This window comes from Sinorhizobium sp. BJ1, assembly GCF_002531555.1.
GTDB lineage: Bacteria > Pseudomonadota > Alphaproteobacteria > Rhizobiales > Rhizobiaceae > Sinorhizobium > Sinorhizobium fredii_B.
Window position 1 is genome coordinate 173,082 of record NZ_NWTH01000006.1, and the last position, 15,998, is coordinate 189,079.

At 62.3% G+C, this 15,998-nt stretch carries 12 protein-coding genes; 2 read left to right on the plus strand and 10 right to left on the minus strand.

The window, feature by feature from the left end; all coding sequences use genetic code 11:
- Positions 1-6 precede the first annotated feature (6 nt).
- The 7 genes from CO676_RS11410 to CO676_RS11440 all read right to left on the minus strand — a co-directional run bounded on the left by CO676_RS11410 (position 7) and on the right by CO676_RS11440 (position 9,904).
- Positions 7-1,221, minus strand: coding sequence for a glycosyltransferase family protein (locus CO676_RS11410; RefSeq protein ID WP_097521079.1), 1,215 nt, complete (start codon positions 1,219-1,221; stop codon positions 7-9).
- 78 nt (positions 1,222-1,299) lie between these two features.
- Positions 1,300-2,475, minus strand: a complete 1,176-nt coding sequence (locus CO676_RS11415; protein ID WP_014763973.1) for an ABC transporter permease — start codon at positions 2,473-2,475, stop codon at positions 1,300-1,302.
- Positions 2,472-3,470, minus strand: coding sequence for an ABC transporter permease (locus tag CO676_RS11420; RefSeq protein WP_097521081.1), 999 nt, complete (start codon positions 3,468-3,470; stop codon positions 2,472-2,474). Before CO676_RS11420 ends, CO676_RS11415 begins: the two co-directional genes overlap by 4 nt.
- Before the next feature lies 1 nt (position 3,471).
- Complete coding sequence (locus CO676_RS11425; protein WP_097521083.1) at positions 3,472-5,373, minus strand: ABC transporter substrate-binding protein; 1,902 nt, start codon at positions 5,371-5,373, stop codon at positions 3,472-3,474.
- Positions 5,370-7,262 carry an ABC transporter ATP-binding protein gene (locus CO676_RS11430; RefSeq protein ID WP_097521085.1) on the minus strand — a complete coding sequence of 631 codons (1,893 nt, stop codon included), beginning with the start codon at positions 7,260-7,262 and terminating at the stop codon, positions 5,370-5,372. The genes CO676_RS11425 and CO676_RS11430 overlap by 4 nt, the downstream gene beginning before the upstream one ends.
- 313 nt (positions 7,263-7,575) lie before the next feature.
- Positions 7,576-8,547, minus strand: coding sequence for a polysaccharide lyase (locus tag CO676_RS11435; protein ID WP_097521087.1), 972 nt, complete (start codon positions 8,545-8,547; stop codon positions 7,576-7,578).
- Between the two features lie 7 nt (positions 8,548-8,554).
- Positions 8,555-9,904, minus strand: coding sequence for an adenylate/guanylate cyclase domain-containing protein (locus CO676_RS11440; RefSeq protein WP_097521089.1), 1,350 nt, complete (start codon positions 9,902-9,904; stop codon positions 8,555-8,557).
- Between the two features lie 499 nt (positions 9,905-10,403).
- Between CO676_RS11440 and CO676_RS11445 the strand changes: the two genes are divergently transcribed.
- On the plus strand, positions 10,404-11,741 hold the full coding sequence (locus CO676_RS11445; protein WP_179875455.1) for a nucleotide sugar dehydrogenase: 1,338 nt from the start codon (positions 10,404-10,406) through the stop codon (positions 11,739-11,741).
- Here CO676_RS11445 and CO676_RS11450 read toward each other — a convergent pair.
- Positions 11,731-12,918 carry a DUF3095 domain-containing protein gene (locus CO676_RS11450; RefSeq protein ID WP_097521093.1) on the minus strand — a complete coding sequence of 396 codons (1,188 nt, stop codon included), beginning with the start codon at positions 12,916-12,918 and terminating at the stop codon, positions 11,731-11,733. The two genes, CO676_RS11445 and CO676_RS11450, sit on opposite strands and share 11 nt — an antisense overlap.
- A gap of 372 nt (positions 12,919-13,290) precedes the next feature.
- Here CO676_RS11450 and CO676_RS11455 point away from each other — a divergent pair, with 372 nt between their 5' ends.
- Positions 13,291-14,121 (plus strand): MBL fold metallo-hydrolase, encoded by an 831-nt coding sequence (locus tag CO676_RS11455; protein ID WP_097521095.1) that lies wholly within the window; start codon positions 13,291-13,293, stop codon positions 14,119-14,121.
- Here the strand turns inward: CO676_RS11455 and CO676_RS11460 are convergent.
- Both CO676_RS11460 and CO676_RS11465 read right to left on the minus strand, forming a co-directional pair.
- A complete protein-coding gene (locus CO676_RS11460; RefSeq protein WP_097521097.1) occupies positions 14,108-14,878 on the minus strand; it encodes a polysaccharide deacetylase family protein in 771 nt (256 codons plus the stop codon). The genes CO676_RS11455 and CO676_RS11460 overlap by 14 nt on opposite strands.
- The gene (locus CO676_RS11465; protein WP_097521099.1) at positions 14,875-15,972 is read right to left on the minus strand and encodes a glycosyltransferase family 4 protein; all 1,098 of its coding nucleotides are present in this window, start codon (positions 15,970-15,972) and stop codon (positions 14,875-14,877) included. Before CO676_RS11465 ends, CO676_RS11460 begins: the two co-directional genes overlap by 4 nt.
- Positions 15,973-15,998: the final 26 nt, after the last annotated feature.

Here is a 15,998-nt window from a genome sequence, read left to right on the forward strand (position 1 = left end):
GGTATTTCAGCTTGTCTGCTTGACGACGCTCAGGTGTTCTTTCGATCTGTGATCGAGCCATTCCCCAACAATCCCGGAGATATGGACGAGGCCCTCGAGCCTCAGGCCGTTCCTGTTGCACGACGGCGTCGCCCGCTGCGGCAAGGCCTTGAGTGCCGCTGCGAAGCGCAGCGGGTCTTCCGCCTCGTGCGGCAGCAACATCTCGACCAGGCCGAGTTCGGACGCACGCCGCGCCCGGATAAGCTGCTCCTCACGCGGCTGCAGGCGCGGCACGATGAGCGCCGGCTTGTCGAAGGAGAGGATCTCGCAATAGGTGTTGTATCCGCCCATCGATACGACGCCCCGGGCGCCGGCGACCAGCTCTTCCATGCGATTGTCGAACTCGATGATCTTGATGAAAGGGATTCGGCTGCCCTTCCGGATCAGCTTGTTGCGCTGCTTGGCGGGCATATAGGGACCGAGGACCACAAACGCATTGTGCGTCAGGTCGGGATCCTGCTGGTAGGCGTGGATGACGTTGTGGATGAGCTCGGCGCCATCCCCGCCGCCCCCGGTGGTCACGAGAATATAATCGCCCTCCGGTTTGTGATCGGGCAATCCGTCATGCGGAACGCTTCTTTGTAGGAAGCCTACAAAATTCATGCGGTCGCGCACCGCCGCCGGCACATCGAGGCCGATCAGCGGGTCGTAGAAATCCGGGGGGCCGTAGACCCAGATCGAATCGTAGAACTGCTCGATCTTGCGCATCGTGTCGCGGCGTTTCCACTCTTCCTCGAGCAGGTGCGGCGCATCCATGATTTCCCGAAGCCCGAGAACCAATCTCGTCCCGTGCGTCTTCAGGTAGGTCAAGGTGTCCTCGACCTCGCCGCGCAGCCCCATCGGCTCCTTGTCGACGATGAAGATGTCCGGCTTGAAGGTCTCGGCGGTCGAGCGAATGATCGACTGACGCATCTTCAGCGTCTCGTGCAGGTCGATGTGGCGGTCGAGCGACGTGTATTCGCCGTTCCTCAGCTTGATGACGCTGGGGATTTTTACGAAATCGACGCGGGCCCGGTAGTCGAAGGCGCCGGCGATCGTCGCCCCGGAAATGATCAGCACCTGCAGGCCGCTATAATCCTCGACGAGCGCATGCGCGATCGCGCGACAGCGCCTCAGGTGACCGAGACCGAAAGTGTCGTGGCTGTACATGAGAATCCGGGCATCTTCGAAGCGCCGAATCATACGAAGAACCTTTCTCTCATACGTGGAAATGCCAAGTCCGCTGCAGCGCCTGCCTGGATCGAACGGCGATACCCGGGGCTATTTGTAGGGATCTGCGGCGTCGCGCAACCCGTCTCCCAGGAAGTTGAACGCCAATATCACAAGAATGACTGGTATAGTCGGAAACAACAGCCAAGGATAGAAGGCAATCACGCTGACACTCTTTGCTTCCGTCAGCAGAATGCCCCAGCTCGTGATCGGTGGGCGCAGCCCGAGGCCGAGGAAGCTGAGCGCCGTCTCGCCGAGAATCATGCCAGGAATGGAGATCGTTGCCGTCGCGATGAGGTGCGACATGAAGCCCGGCACAAGATGCCGGCCGATGATGCGGCTGCTCCTCGCTCCCATCAACTGGGCGGCGAGCACGTAATCCTCTTCCCTGAGCGCAAGCAGCTTGGAGCGGACGGCGCGTGCCAGCCCAGTCCAATCGAGGAGGCCTAGAATGACGGTTATGCCGAGATAGATGAGGATAGGGCTCCACGTCGCCGGCATGATCGCCGCCAGCGAAAGCCAGAGCGGAATGCTCGGAATCGACTGCAGAACTTCGATCAACCGCTGCACGACAAGATCGAACACACCGCCGTGATAGCCGGCAAGGCCGCCGATCACGATGCCCAGCACGAAACTCACGGTGATGCCGAGAAGCCCGATCGTCAGGGAAATCCGCGCGCCGTAGATGATGCGCGACAGCACGTCGCGGCCAAGCCTGTCGCTCCCGAGCAGGAACAGCTGGCCATTCTCCGCAGGGCAGGCCAGATGCAGGTTGCTTTCAAACAGGCCCCAGAAGCGGTAGCTGTCGCCGCGACAGAAGAAGCGGATCGGTTGGATGTCGGCGGGATTGTCCGAGTAGTTCCGCTTCAGCGTATCCATGTCGAGCTCCATCGTCCGTCCGTAGACGAAGGGGCCGACGAAGTCGCCCTCATGGAAGAAATGCACCCGCTGCGGCGGCGTATAGATGAAGTCCATGTTGCGCGTGTGCAGGTTGTAGGGCGCCAGGAACTCGCAGATGAGAATCATCCCGTAGAGCACCGCCAGGAAAATGCCGGACGCGAGCGCAACCCTGTGCCGCTTGAACTTCCACCACATCAGCCGCAACTGCGACGCCTGGTTGACGCGCACCTGCTCCTCCGTCATCACCTCGACGGAATAGGGATCGAAGGGGGCGGTCGACACGTAATGCGGTAGCGGCTCGCCGGGGGCAGGAATCGGTGACGTCACTTGGTGCTCCTGCCTTGCAGGCGAATTCTAGGGTCGAGGACGGCGAGCGCGAGGTCGGAAATCAAAACGCCGATGACGGTCAGGAACGCGAGGAACATCAGGAACGACCCGGCGAGATACATGTCCTGACTCTGCAGCGCCTTGATCAGCATCGGTCCGGTGGTCTCGAGCGAAAGCACAATCGCGGTGATTTCCGCCCCCGAGATGATCGCCGGCAGGATCGAGCCGATGTCGGAGATGAAGAAGTTCAGCGCCATGCGAAGCGGATATTTAACGAGGGTTCGCGTCGGCGAAAGACCCTTGGCCCGGGCGGTCACGACATATTGCTTCTGCAGTTCGTCAAGCAGATTGGCCCTCAGCCGCCGGATCATCCCGGCCGTGCCCGCGGCGCCGACGATGATGACCGGGATCCAGATGTGTTCGAGGATCGACTTCGCCTTCTCCCAGCTCATTGGTTCGGAGAGGTATTTCTGGTCCATCAGATGGCCGATCGACGTGCCGAACCAGATATTGGCGAAATACATGAGGATCAGCGCCAGCATGAAGTTCGGGATGGCGATGCCGATGAGGCCGACCAGCGAAAGGCCGTAATCGCCCCAGCTGTACTGGTTGGTCGCCGCATAGATGCCGATCGGGAAGGCGATGACCCAGGTGAAGATGATCGTGAAGAACGACACCAGGATCGTCAGCCACAGCCGGTCTCCGACAACCTCGCCGACCGGCAGCTCATATTCGAAGGAATAGCCGAAGTCCCCCTGCAGCATGCCGCCGACCCAATAGATGTAGCGCAGCAGCGGCGGCTGATCGAAACCGTATTGCTGGCGCAGCGACTCGATCTGCTCCATGTCGACGCCTTCGCCCTGCGCCCTGAGCTCGGCGATGTAGCTTTCGAAATAGTCACCCGGCGGCAGCTCGATGATGGTGAAAACGAGCGCCGAGATGATGAGCAGGGTCGGCACCATGACCGCGATGCGCCAGAGAATGTACCGCAGCATCTCAGCTATCCTCTTGCAGCCAGAACGTATCCGGCTTGTAGGCACCGAAGTAACTCGTCGGGTCGAAGCCCCAAAGCGCCTCTTCCGGCATGTTGCGCAGCTTGGTCGTGACGAGGATCGGCTGAAATGAACCGTTGACGAGGCCGATCGAGAAGACCTGGTCCGTATAGATGGACAGCATCTGCCTCCAGATGTCGGCCCGCTCGGCATCGTCTGCGGAATGCCGCCAGCGCTTGAGCAGGTCGAGCAGTTCGACCACCGGCTCCAGGTCGGGTGCCTCGCCCATTTCGCCGTGCGAAATATAGTTCAGGCCCCAGACCGGCCATTGCAACTGGTCATCTGCTGTCGGGGCGAGTTGGCCCGGATTCATGTCCGCCGTCGGCACGCCGTTGTCGATGCCGAACCACATGGACATGGTGATCTCGCCGCCGACTGCCCGGCTGCGGAATGTGTCGCGCTGCGAGGTACGAATGAAGAGCGAAATGCCGACCTTCTGCCAATAGTCGGTGATGAGCTGCAGCACATCCGTATCGAGCGTGCTTTCGCCGGGGCTTTCGACGACGATCTGCGCCCTGCGGCCATCGGGCAGGATGCGGATGCCGTCGCTGTCGCGTTTGGCAAGGCCGGCTTGATCGAGCAGGGCGTTCGCCTGCTCCGGATCATGGGCGACCCAGGCACTCGCGAACTCTGGACGGAACAGCGGGCTGTCCGGCAGGACCGTGTCGGCGCTCTCCTTCGTCAGCCCGTAGAAGACCGCCATGTTGATCTCGCGCCGATCTATCGCCAGCGACAGGGCCCGGCGGACCCGCACGTCTCTCAAGAGCGGCCGCCAGACCGGATCGGCGCAATTGAGGTTGGGAAGCAGGGCCAGGCGGGAGCCGGAGGTCTTCTTCCACAATTTGACTTTCACGGGATAACGCTTCTCGGCATCCTTCAGGTAGGTATAGTCGACGAAGTCGATGCCTACCGCCTGCAAGTCGCTTTCGCCCGTGCCGGCCTTAGCCGGAATGAGCGCCGACGAACTGACGCTCAGCACGAATTTGTCGATATAGGGCAGTTGCAGGCCGTTCTCGTCGACCCGGTGGAAAAACGGATTGCGCACGAAGACGAACTGTTCGGCCGGTAGCGGCGTGGTGTTGCGCCACGGATCGAGGGTGGGCAGGTCCGGGTTTTCCGGGCGATAGGAGCGCGCCATGCGCTGGTGGAGCTGGTGCCATTTCTTGACCCTCTCCTCCTTCATCAGCGCCTTCAGCTTGTCCTCTTCCTGATATTTCTTGTGGAACTGCTTGAGATAGGCCGACGGCATGGCGAGAACCAGCGGCTGCGGCGCTGCCAGCTTCTGCAGGAAGTCCGGATTAGGCATCGGCCACGAGTAGCGCAGCGTGCGCTCGTCGAGGATCTCGAACTTCGCCGCCTGGCCGTCCATGACCATCGCCGTCGGCAGGCCAGCAGGCGAGAGGTCCTCATTGAGCAGTACGTCCTCGAAGCAGTAGCGGAAGTCCTCGGCCGTCAGCGGCGTGCCGTCCGACCACTTGTGCCCCTCGCGCAGGTGGAAGGTGAAGATCCGGTCCTCGACCGTCTCGTAGCGTTCCAGGACGTCCGGGTGGAGGTTGAGCGTCTCGTCATAGCCGACCAGCCGGGCATAGCCGTAGATCGTCATCAGGCGGATGTCCTTGGCGCTGCCGATCAGGCTGCGGATCGTCCCGCCGTGCCGGCCCGCTTGTCTCCCCATCGCCGCGACATTGATCACCCGCGGCGTTTTCGGCAGTCGCTCGCTGAGCGGCGGAAGCTTGCCTTCTACGACAAGCGGCGCCAAGGCGTCGACCCCGCCCGCGGCGGCGAGCAAGACCTTCGGCAGAGCAGTTGAAGCGAGGATGGCAAGCGCTGTTCTTCGGGTAATCACGGTCGTAACTCCCTTGCATCTGCCGTTTTCCTGGCGAGCACATAATGGCCCCCGCCAAGATCAGCCGGAAAGAGAGCGTTCTCCTCACCGCCGTCCGAGAATTGCGCTCCCCATTGACGCTGGTCCGAGCCCCCGCTCGCCTGGAGCGAGTCGAAGTCGAGCTTCCGATCCAGATCGGGATAGGGCACGGCTGCCAGCAGCGATTTCGTATAGGGATGAACCGGATTGCGCATCAGCACCTCGCGCGGTGCGAGCTCGACGATCCGCCCCGCACACATGACGGCGATCCGGTCGGCCATGTAGTCAACCACCGCGAGATTGTGCGAGATGAACAGCATCGTCAGGCCGAGTTCTTTCTGGAGATCCTTGAGAAGGTTGAGGATCTGAGCCTGGACGGAGACGTCGAGAGCCGAAACGGGCTCGTCGCAGATCAAGAGCTGCGGCACGAGCGCGAGCGCCCGGGCGATCCCGATGCGCTGCCTCTGACCGCCGGAGAAGCTGTGCGGGTAGCGATTGATGAAGCGCTGGTCGAGGCCGACCGCCTGCAACAGGGAACGGACGGTCTCTACTCGCGCTTTCGGGTTGCCCCGCCCGTGGATCTCGAGCGGCTCGCTGAGAATGTTCTTCACCGTCATGCGCGGCGAAAGCGACGAGACCGGATCCTGGAAGACCATCTGGATCTTGGCGCGGAGCGCCTTGAGTTCGGCACCGTCGAGCTTCAGGACGTCGACGGCACCTTCCCCGTCGTCGAAGGTGACCGAACCCTGATCCGGCGTCACCGCGCGCATCAGGATCTTGCTGACGGTCGTCTTGCCACAGCCGCTCTCGCCGACCAGCCCCAGGCATTCGCCGCGGCGGATGTCGAAGCTGACATTGTCGACGGCACGATGACGCGACGCGCTGCCGCTGCCGAACCAACCCGACGCACGCGTCGAGTATGTCTTGCACAGATTGCGAACCGAGACGAGGACGTCCGGTCCGGTGGCTTTCGTGGCTCCCTGGCGTCCGAGAAGCGTCCCAGCCTTGACCGGCACTTCGCGAAGCGCCTTCAGCCTTTCGCCCGGCTTCATGTCGAAATGCGGCACGGCCGCCATCAGCCCTTTGAGATAAGGATGCTGCGGATTTCGGAAGATCGCGTCGACCGGCCCCGCCTCGACGATATCGCCGTGATAGATGACGACGACCTCATCGGCCATGTTGGCTACGACGCCAAGGTCATGCGTGATCAGCAGCATGGCCATGTTGAGCTTGGACTGAAGCTCGCGCAGCAACTGCAGAATTTGCGCCTGCACCGTCACGTCGAGCGCTGTCGTCGGCTCGTCGGCGATCAGCAGAGCCGGACGGCAGATCAGCGCCATGGCGATCATCGCCCGCTGCCGCATGCCGCCGGAAAGCTCGAAGGGGTACATGTCATAGGCCCGCTTCGGATTGGCAAAGCCGACATCGCCCAGAAGCTCCTCGGTTCGTGCCCTGCGCTCCGCCTTGTCCGCGTCCGTATGGATCTGCAGCACTTCGGAAATCTGGTTGCCGATCGTGTGGAGCGGCGACAGTGAAGTCATCGGCTCCTGAAAGATCTTGCTGATCCGCGCACCGCGGATTTCCTGGATCTCGCCCCCGTCGGTTTCGAGCGAGAGCAGATCGACCGATTTTTCTCCGGCCGCCGTATCGTTGAACAGGACCCGGCCACTCACCTTCGCGACGCTCGGCAGAATGCCCATCACCGCCTGGCTGATCGCCGACTTGCCCGACCCGGATTCGCCGACGAGTGCCGTCACCTTGCCCGGTAAAATCCTGAAGTTCGCTCCCCGGACGGCCTCCACTTGGCCGCCAAGCACGGAGAATGTGATCCGCAGACCCTCAACCCTTAATAGGTCCGCTGCTGAAGTCATTGCAACACACTACCCTCATTACCCTCCTGCATGACTCCCTGCCGTCCGGCGGGGATATTACGCAGCAATTTCAAGTGTCACAGCGACCTTGACGAACCCCGCGGCGCTGTAGCGTCCGCCACCGTCGAAACAGTAGCTTAGCTTCCGCAGGCTGTCCAGCAGGCCACCAGGCTACAGCGCCTTGCGTCTTTTCAGTCGCACAAGAGTCACTTGTAGCACTTGAGATTGCCGCGAGTTCTCATCCTTAAATCGGCGCCGATTTTAAGGAAGCATGGAGTCGTGCGTGGAGGGGTTCGGAAGAGGTGACCGGACCTCACGGAAAGGGACAAACGCCGTCCGTCAGAACATCGGCACAGCGCGATGAACGGCGAAAGTCGTCGTAATAGAGCGTCCAGTCGGTCGTGTCGGCCGCGCGATAGGGGCCGAACTTGAAATATTGGTTCTCTCCCAGGCCCTTGTCGGCGTGGCCGATATGGCCCTTGACCGTTATGATCGGCTTACCATTGGCAAACAGCTCTATGTGCCCCGATCCGTCCGGCCCGGGCTTGGTGAAGATCGCGAAATCGATCCAGCCGGAATTCGGCTCGGGGAGCGGATTGCCGTGGTTGGTGACCGTCACCGCCTTCGTGCAGGAATTGAAAAGGCTGCTGTCCTGCGTCGTCCAGTTTGGATCCGTGGCAACGAGGATGCGTACCTGGTTGACGTCGGGCCGGCCCCAGGCCGGCACCTCCCCCGGGCCGCACCGGGCCGGCGTGCCCTCCGGTCCCGTAGAGGCCGGCGGCTGATAATTGGTCTCTACCGTGGCGAAGAGCTTTCCGAGATCCATGCGCAGCGCCAGGAACGGGCTGAAATCCCCATCGGCGCCAGGAACGATCTCGCGCTTCCATTGCGCGATCAGGTAACGATGGTTCCCGCTCGGAATGGGGTCCTCGAACTTGACGGCAAAGCCGTACCAGACGCCCTGGTCATAGGGGACGCGAAGGGCCGTCTTTTCCCAGATTTCCGCCCGCTCGCTGCAGCCGTCGTTCAATGTCGGGCAATGCGGCACGACGCTGAGCTTCAGCCCGCCATTTCCCGTCCGTTTGACCGTTTCCTGAAACTCGACGGTACCGGCGCTCTGCTCGAAATTTTCGCGATAATAGAGGCCGCCTTCCGGGGCGAAGTCCTTACCTTCGAAACCGTCGACCAGTTTCTGCTCCAGAGGCGGTTGTTGTTGCTGCAGTGCTTGAGCATTTGCGATGCTCGGTACGAGAAGTGTGGCGGCCAGCAAACTTACGCGAAACATAGATCCCTCATTGCAGCATCTTGTCGATCAGGCCGCGCGGCCCCGGCGGCCCGATCTTGTTGCGATAGAGAAGCATGACATGCTCCGCTTCGGAAAGTCCATCCTCCGTCTGATCCTCGGCGCGTTCCTGGGCAATCGCGGCCAGGGCAGCGTCCTTGGGATAGAGCACGGTGAACTTCTGGCGCACCCCGCGCAATCTCTCCTGCCCGAGCGTCAGCCAGTCGCCGCCGCAATAGTTGACGAAAGCTTCGCTCGCAACGACGTTGTGGCCGTATTTCTTCGTCAGGTTCTGCAGCCGCTGAACCTCGTTCACGGCGGAGCCGAAAACCGAAAAGGTCAGCCTGTCCCGCAGTCCGACATTGCCGAACATGACGTTGCCGATGTGGAGGCCGACGCCGTAGCCGATCGGTTCGCGACCCTGCCTCTTCCGTTCGGCGTTGAGGGCGGCGACGCGGGCGCGTGCCGTGCCCACGGCAGCGAAGGCTTCACGGCTTGCCAGTTCCGAAGGTTCCTTGTGCCGGCCGCAGGGATAGACGGCAATGAACCCATCGCCGACGAAGCTCAGGATCTGCCCGCCATGGCGGTTGAACGGCGTCGCGATCGCGTCGAAGAAGCCGTTCAGCGTTTCGATATAGGCTTGCCGGCCCTCCCTTTCCGCAAGAACGGTCGAGTCGCGCATGTCGGCCATGACGAGGACAGCGCGAACCGTCTCGCCATCGCCCCGGCGGACCTGGCCGCTGAGGACCCGTCGCCCGGCATTGGCGCCGAGATAGGTGGTCAACATGTTGTCGGCGAGCTTGCCGAGCACGGCGACCTTGGCCGCAATCGCCAGATGGTTCTGCAGCCTCAGCAACGCGGCGATGACGTCGTCGCTGAAACCGCCGTGACGATCCGTCGTCCAGGAGCCGACCATGCCATGCTCGGAGACGGCGCCGAGCGGCTGCATAAAGGCGATATAGTCGGTCGCCCCCTGTTCCCTGAGTTCGTCGAAGATCGGGAACTCCGAGGGCAGCGCCGGATCGATGCGTCGCCGCACGTGGTCGAGGTTGTTGCTGAGCAGATAGTAATAGGGGCTGCGGAGAAAACGATCGGGATTGAGCGCCAATTCCTCGTGGCGAAGTCCGCTCACCTCGACGCCCCGGCCGCGCCACCAGGTGAAGCCGAGCGCGTCGTAAAGCGGGTGAAGCATCGAAAAGGACAGGTGGACCCGCATGAGAGGCAGGCCGGCCGCCGCCAGGCGCTCGCAGAAGCCTCGCACAATCGTCTCGAGCGATTCGTCGCTGAGGGACGTCCGCATCAGCCAATCCGCGACCTTGTCCAGGAGGATTTCGGAAACTTTGTCGTCGATCGTACTCATTCCACGTCCTCATTTGTCGCGACGGCCAATGCCAACAGCACTCCCGTGCACCGGCGACCTGATCGCCTGCCCGGCAGCATTGGCTGTGTGGCACCCGTCAGTAAAGAAAGGCTCCGGCCGCATCTGACGGCGGCAGCGCGCAGCGATCGGATCGCCACGATTCTGTCTTGCAGATATTCACCGCCGAGCCCGATTTCCAGAGAGGGTTCACAATTTAAATCGTCAGTGAATCCTACACGGAAGGGACCATCCGTTTACACCCTCTAATTGTCGGGGTTATCGACGGACGCTCCTGCATGTGCCCTTAAGTCGCAGCCGATTTATGGATAAAAGCGTGCATCAATTCGAAGCGCTACAGCGCGCTTTTTGCGTCTGAAGCGACGCACGGCGCTGTAGGCCAGCGCTTGACTTGGCGCCGCTTTCTCGCCAACAAAATGGAACCAACTCGCGGGCCGCCCGCCGCAAAACGGCTTGTTCGCCAACAAATTTGGAAACGACCTTGACCTCCCCTCATCACGACAGGCTCCTGGAATCAATCTCCGCGCGTACCGCCAGGGTCGGTGTCATCGGCCTGGGCTATGTCGGCCTGCCTCTTGCCATCGCGGTTGCGCGCTCAGGTTTCCCGGTCACCGGTTTCGACATCGATCCGGCAAAGATCGTCGCGCTCGACGGCGGCCGTTCCTATATCGAAGCCGTCTCGGACGATGCGCTCAGCCGGGAGGCCGCGGCCGGGCGCTTTCGCTCGACCACTGACTTCGCCGTGCTCGGTCGTTGCGACGTGATCGTCATCTGCGTGCCGACGCCGCTCACCAGACATCGGGATCCCGATCTCTCCTTCGTGGAAAAGACCTCCCGCTCGATCGCGGCCTGCCTGCGGCCGGGCCAACTCGTCGTTCTCGAGTCGACCACCTATCCCGGGACGACGGACGGTGTCGTCCGTTCGATCTTGGAAGAGACGGGCCTGAAATCGGGCGAGGACTTCTTCCTCGGCTTTTCACCGGAGCGGGAGGATCCCGGCAACCGGAATTTCGAGACGGCGAGCATCCCCAAGGTCGTGGCCGGCGACGGGCCGCTTGCGGCAGCGTTGATGGAGCGCTTCTACGCCGCCGTGGTCGAGACGGTCGTCCCGGTCTCCTCGAACGCGACGGCCGAGGCGGTGAAGCTCACGGAGAACATCTTCCGGGCGGTCAATATCGCCCTCGTCAACGAGCTCAAGGTTGTCTACGAGGCAATGGGCATCGATGTCTGGGAAGTCATCGAGGCGGCAAAGACGAAGCCGTTCGGCTACATGCCGTTTTATCCCGGCCCCGGACTTGGCGGACATTGCATCCCCATCGACCCCTTCTATCTCACATGGAAGTCGCGCGAATACGAGCTGCCGACCCGTTTCATCGAGCTCGCGGGGGAGATCAACTCGGCCATGCCACGCCATGTGGTGACGCGGCTTGCCGAGGCGCTTGACCGGAGACAGGGCAAGGCGCTCAGCCGCTCGAACGTGCTGGTCATCGGCCTCGCCTACAAGAAGAACGTGCCGGACATTCGCGAAAGCCCCTCGCTCAGGCTGATCGAACTCATCGAGGAACGCGGCGGCAGGGCGGCGTTTTACGATCCGCATGTCGAGGAAATTCCCTCAACCCGGGAGCACCTTGCGCTCAAGGGCCGCCGGTCGAGCACATTCGACGAAAAGACCGTGCGCAGCTTCGACGCGGTGCTCATAGCGACGGACCATGACGCCGTCGATTACGCCGCACTTTGCGATTGGGCACCGCTGATCGTCGATACGCGCAATGTCTTCGCACGCCGCGGCCTGGCAGCCGATCATATCGTCAAGGCGTGATCGCGCGGGCCTGCGGCCCGTCGTCTGCACGCGTTTCCTTGAGGTTCTTTGCCGCCATGGCGTAGCCGCCGGCCGCGCCGTCGATGAAATGCATGTGATCGCGGCTCATCGGGGACGGGACGATGCAGGTCATCAAGGCGGAATCCTGCCGATGCAGCCCGTAGCGGCAAACGCCCTCTTCAGCGCCCCGCTTCAATCGCTCCTCGATCTGCTTCAGCCGGCCGGCGCCGACATCGATCGTCATCTTCAGGCCGTCGTCGAACTTGCGGAAGTCGGAATTGTTGGCGAGATCGTGCTTGTACTGCGTGACGTCGAAACTGCCGATATTGAGCCCGATCTTGAAGCACACAAACAGAAGCAAGCTCTGCAACGCTATCCATGGCCAGACCAGCAGGCGTCTGCCCGTTGAGGCGATGGCGCGCGATTCCATGGTGACGCCGCGCATCGAAAGGCGAGGCTCGGGACCGTTCTCCGGAACGGGATGGCCGCCCCGCTCTTCGCCCTCGGCGAGCGCCACGATATCGGTGATCAGGGCCTGGAATTCCGGTGTGTTGCCACGCTCGCCGGGTACCGCAATGATCGACACGATGGCGCCGTGGTGGGAGACGATCGGATTCCAGCGGCAGGAGAGCCCGGTCAGGTCAGGCCTGGTCCCCGGCGCCGCGGCGTCGATCTGGTAGCGTCCCGCCTTCATCTCCGCTTCCGCCCAGCTTGCGCCACCGCCCGAGAACATCGCGTAGGAAACCTCTTCGCTCGTGTTGAAGCGGGCGACGCGCATATCCAGACCTCTGGCGCGAATGTCGGCGACCGGAACGAGCGCGGCCCGGAGCTCGAGGCCGAGCTCTTCCGCCACCCAGGTCTTGGCCGCGGCGAGCGCCGTGCGCGCCTTTGCCGCCAAGGCCGCGGGTATGACGGCGAGCGCCCCGTCGCCGCCGAAGACGAAAGGCAGGTTTCTTTCCTCCAGCGCGTTCATGAGGGCCGAGATCACGCTGGCGCCAGCCATGTTGACGCTCTTGTATCGCCCGTCGGCGATTGCCCCGGTCGAATCGACGATGTCGGCAACCGCCAGCGACCAACCTTCCGGCAGGGGCCTGTAATTCGCATCGTCGGCCACGCCTTCGAACTCTTCGAATAGCGGCAGGCTCTCGTAAAACTGCATGTCGGCTGACTGCGCCATGGATGCCCCCGAATCCCCTGCTGCAGGTTCCTTAAATTCTAACCGATATAAGGACAAAAAAAATGCAGTATTTAAAGTGCCATAGCGACCTTTGCACGTTTGATAAGTCGCACGTAGCTGTGCAAATGATGATTGCTAGCGGCACCGGCTTGAAGCCAAAGTTCTCAATCCTGAATCGCTGAACACGAACCGTTAAATCAAGGTTGAGCCCGGCGATAAGCTTTCAATAGCGGCCGGGTGCCGGAAGGCGGCCAGCGAGCATTCCACGCCCCAAAAGTGCCAATGCCATTGCAGGACCCTCATGATTTGTGCTTGTCTAATGAGCGCGCCCAGGCAAAGTGCCTGGGGTGGGCAGGATGAAACCGAAACGGAATGCGGGACGACATCTTTCGAGTGAAGTTTTGGGGCGTAAGGGGCAGTCTGCCGGTGTCCGGTGAGCAGTTCCAGCGCTATGGAGGCAATACGCCGTGCATCGAAGTCCGTTGCGGCGCCGAGGTGCTGATCTTCGACGCCGGTTCGGGATTGCGTGAGGCCGGTCTGTCGCTGATGTCGGAGAGCGTCTCCGAATTCGACGTCTTCTTCACCCACAGCCATTATGACCACATTATCGGCCTGCCCTATTTCAAGCCGATCTACCGCTGTAGCTCGGCGGTCCGCTTCTGGTCCGGCCACCTCCACGGCAAGATGTCCACGGCGGAGATGATCAATGACTTCATGCGGCCACCGTGGTTCCCGGTGGGCCCGGGCATCTGTCAGGCGAGCCTCGACACCCTCGATTTCCTCCCGGGCGAGACGCTTTCGCCGCGCAAGGACGTCTCGATCCGCACCATGAGCCTTGTGCACCCGGGCGGCTGCGTCGGCTACAGGGTCGATTGGGGTGGCCGCGCCGTCGCTCTCATCTACGACACCGAGCACGAGCCGGGAATTCTCGATCGTGAGCTCCTCGACTTCATCGCCGGCGCCGACCTGCTGGTTTACGACTGCACCTATCTCGAATCGGAGATGGCGGCCTACCGCGGCTATGGGCATTCGACCGGGATCCACGGCTCGCGCCTGGCGATGGCCGCCGGCATTCCGCGCCTTGCCATGTTCCACCACGACCCCTCCCGCACCGACGCGGCGCTTGCGGCAATAGAACAGGAAGTGCAGACATTCTTTGCGGGCGCCTTTGCGGCCCGCGACCACCAGGTCATCGACCTATGAGATCGGACACCTTCCGCCAGCGGCTGGCCGGATGAGTGGCAGTGATCTCGAACAGCTTCGACAGAAACGCCCAGACATTCTCGTCATGGACGAGATGATGCGTGAGGATGCCGACCGATCCCTCGCCCTTGGCCACTTGCTCCACTCTGGTGAGAATGTCTCGAACGATCTGCGCATGATCGCGGCAACCGCGCGTCCCGCGCCAATCGATGACGTCCACATGCGTGTTGATGATCTGTAGCCCCGGTCGAAGAAGAGCGGCAGCCTTGCCGCTCGCCTCAGGCCCAAAGACGGACAGCGCCCTGAACCCGATGGCGCCCAGCCCCGCGACGACTTCGGTATCGATTCTGTTCCACGGCGGAACGAGCAGCGGTACGAAGGAGGCGGGGAAGAGGGCCCTGAGACGGCCATATCCCGAGCGCAGTTCTTCGGAAACGGTGCCGCCCGGGCGATGGCCGCCGAGTTCCTGGCGCTTCTCTCCCGCAGGTGCATGGTTTTCGTGCGACCAGCCATGAACGGCGATGCTGATATCACGGCGGCCGGCGAGGCAGCGCTCGAGGCGCTCGTCGGTATGGGCCGGGATCACCGCCAGGGTCAGCGGCACCGAAAACCGCTCCGTCACTTCGAGCAATCGATGAAGCGCCGCCGTCGGTTCGATCGCATCATCGTCGCGCAGCCAGAAATCGACGTTCTGACCGGCGTCCTGCATTTGGTCGAGCCTGTCGATGAGCGCTTGCCAGATGGACCCAGTATTCATCCAACCCTCCTCATAAAGGCGTCAAAAATCGCCTCCAGACGCTGAGCGGCAGCAGTCAGCGAGCGCTCCTCGAGCACAAAGCGGCGCGCCCGCTTGCCGAATTCGGCGCGCAACGCACCGTCGCTGAGAAAGCGCCGGATCGCTTCCGCAAAAAGAGCGATGTCACCCGCCGCCGTCAACAGCCCGGTCTGCCCATGTCTGACGACTTCAGGGACCCCGGCGGTCGCCTGTGCCACAACCGGCAGGCCGGCCGCCTGCGCCTCCAGATAAGAGAGGCCGTAGGCCTCGCCGCACCCCGGCCAGACATAGAGATCGCTACCGAAGAGAAGGCCTGCCACCGTATCGGGCGCATTCTCGCCGGCCCAATCCAGCCGCTCCCCCGGCAATCCGGCGAGCACCCCCTGCACCTGCGCGCGCGCTGGGCCGTCGCCAACGATGGTCAGCGTCCAGGGGATGTCGACGATAAGTCGCAGAGCCGCCGCAAGCATCCGATAGCTGTCCATCTTGTCGCCCGGGCGCATCATGGCGACCGCGATCAGGCGCGCGTCGGCCGGTTTCGTCGCCGGGATCGCCTGAAAACGTCCGACGTCGATGAACGGCGCCAGCATGGCATAGCGCCCCTCCGGTATCGCCTCTTCCAGCCCTTTGCGATCACGCTCGGTGAAACAGATGTTCACCGCCGCCTGCCTTACACCCGCCGCTACCGCGTCCTGAGCGAGCGTCCTCGCCCCTTCGTTGCGGCGCGACGAATAGGAGCTTTCCGCCGTCACATAGGGAATGGAGAATTCGGCGGCGAGCGCGGGGCCGATGAGGTCAGGGGCCTTGTAATAGGGATGGTAGCAGAACCATGTGTCCGGCGGCCCCTCCTCGGTCCAGGTTCGACGAAGACGGACGATTTCCTCGTCCGCTTGCTTGCGCAAATCCAAATAAGCCGCGTCGAACGCTTCGCGCGAGAAGGCCCGCAGCGGCGATGCAATTTGGACGTCATGTCCGCACAGCTTGAGCGCTTCGATCAGCATGCGTGCCATCTGCCTGTCGCCAGAGGGGACGGGATGATCCGGGGGCTTCAGTGGCGCGTAGAAGGCGATCTTCATGCGCCGCGAGCTATCCCGCCTTCGCC

What these genes read in the sequence shown, in the direction of transcription:
- CO676_RS11420 (WP_097521081.1), bottom strand. Translation starts at nt 3,470, where the DNA reads ATGCTGCGGTACATTCTCTGGCGCATCGCGGTCATGGTGCCGACCCTG.
- CO676_RS11450 (WP_097521093.1), bottom strand. Translation starts at nt 12,918, where the DNA reads ATGGCGCAGTCAGCCGACATGCAGTTTTACGAGAGCCTGCCGCTATTC.
- CO676_RS11465 (WP_097521099.1), bottom strand. Translation starts at nt 15,972, where the DNA reads ATGAAGATCGCCTTCTACGCGCCACTGAAGCCCCCGGATCATCCCGTC.
- CO676_RS11440 (WP_097521089.1), bottom strand. Translation starts at nt 9,904, where the DNA reads ATGAGTACGATCGACGACAAAGTTTCCGAAATCCTCCTGGACAAGGTC.
- CO676_RS11435 (WP_097521087.1), bottom strand. Translation starts at nt 8,547, where the DNA reads ATGTTTCGCGTAAGTTTGCTGGCCGCCACACTTCTCGTACCGAGCATC.
- CO676_RS11410 (WP_097521079.1), bottom strand. Translation starts at nt 1,221, where the DNA reads ATGATTCGGCGCTTCGAAGATGCCCGGATTCTCATGTACAGCCACGAC.
- CO676_RS11455 (WP_097521095.1), top strand. Translation starts at nt 13,291, where the DNA reads ATGCGGGACGACATCTTTCGAGTGAAGTTTTGGGGCGTAAGGGGCAGT.
- CO676_RS11460 (WP_097521097.1), bottom strand. Translation starts at nt 14,878, where the DNA reads ATGAATACTGGGTCCATCTGGCAAGCGCTCATCGACAGGCTCGACCAA.
- CO676_RS11430 (WP_097521085.1), bottom strand. Translation starts at nt 7,262, where the DNA reads ATGACTTCAGCAGCGGACCTATTAAGGGTTGAGGGTCTGCGGATCACA.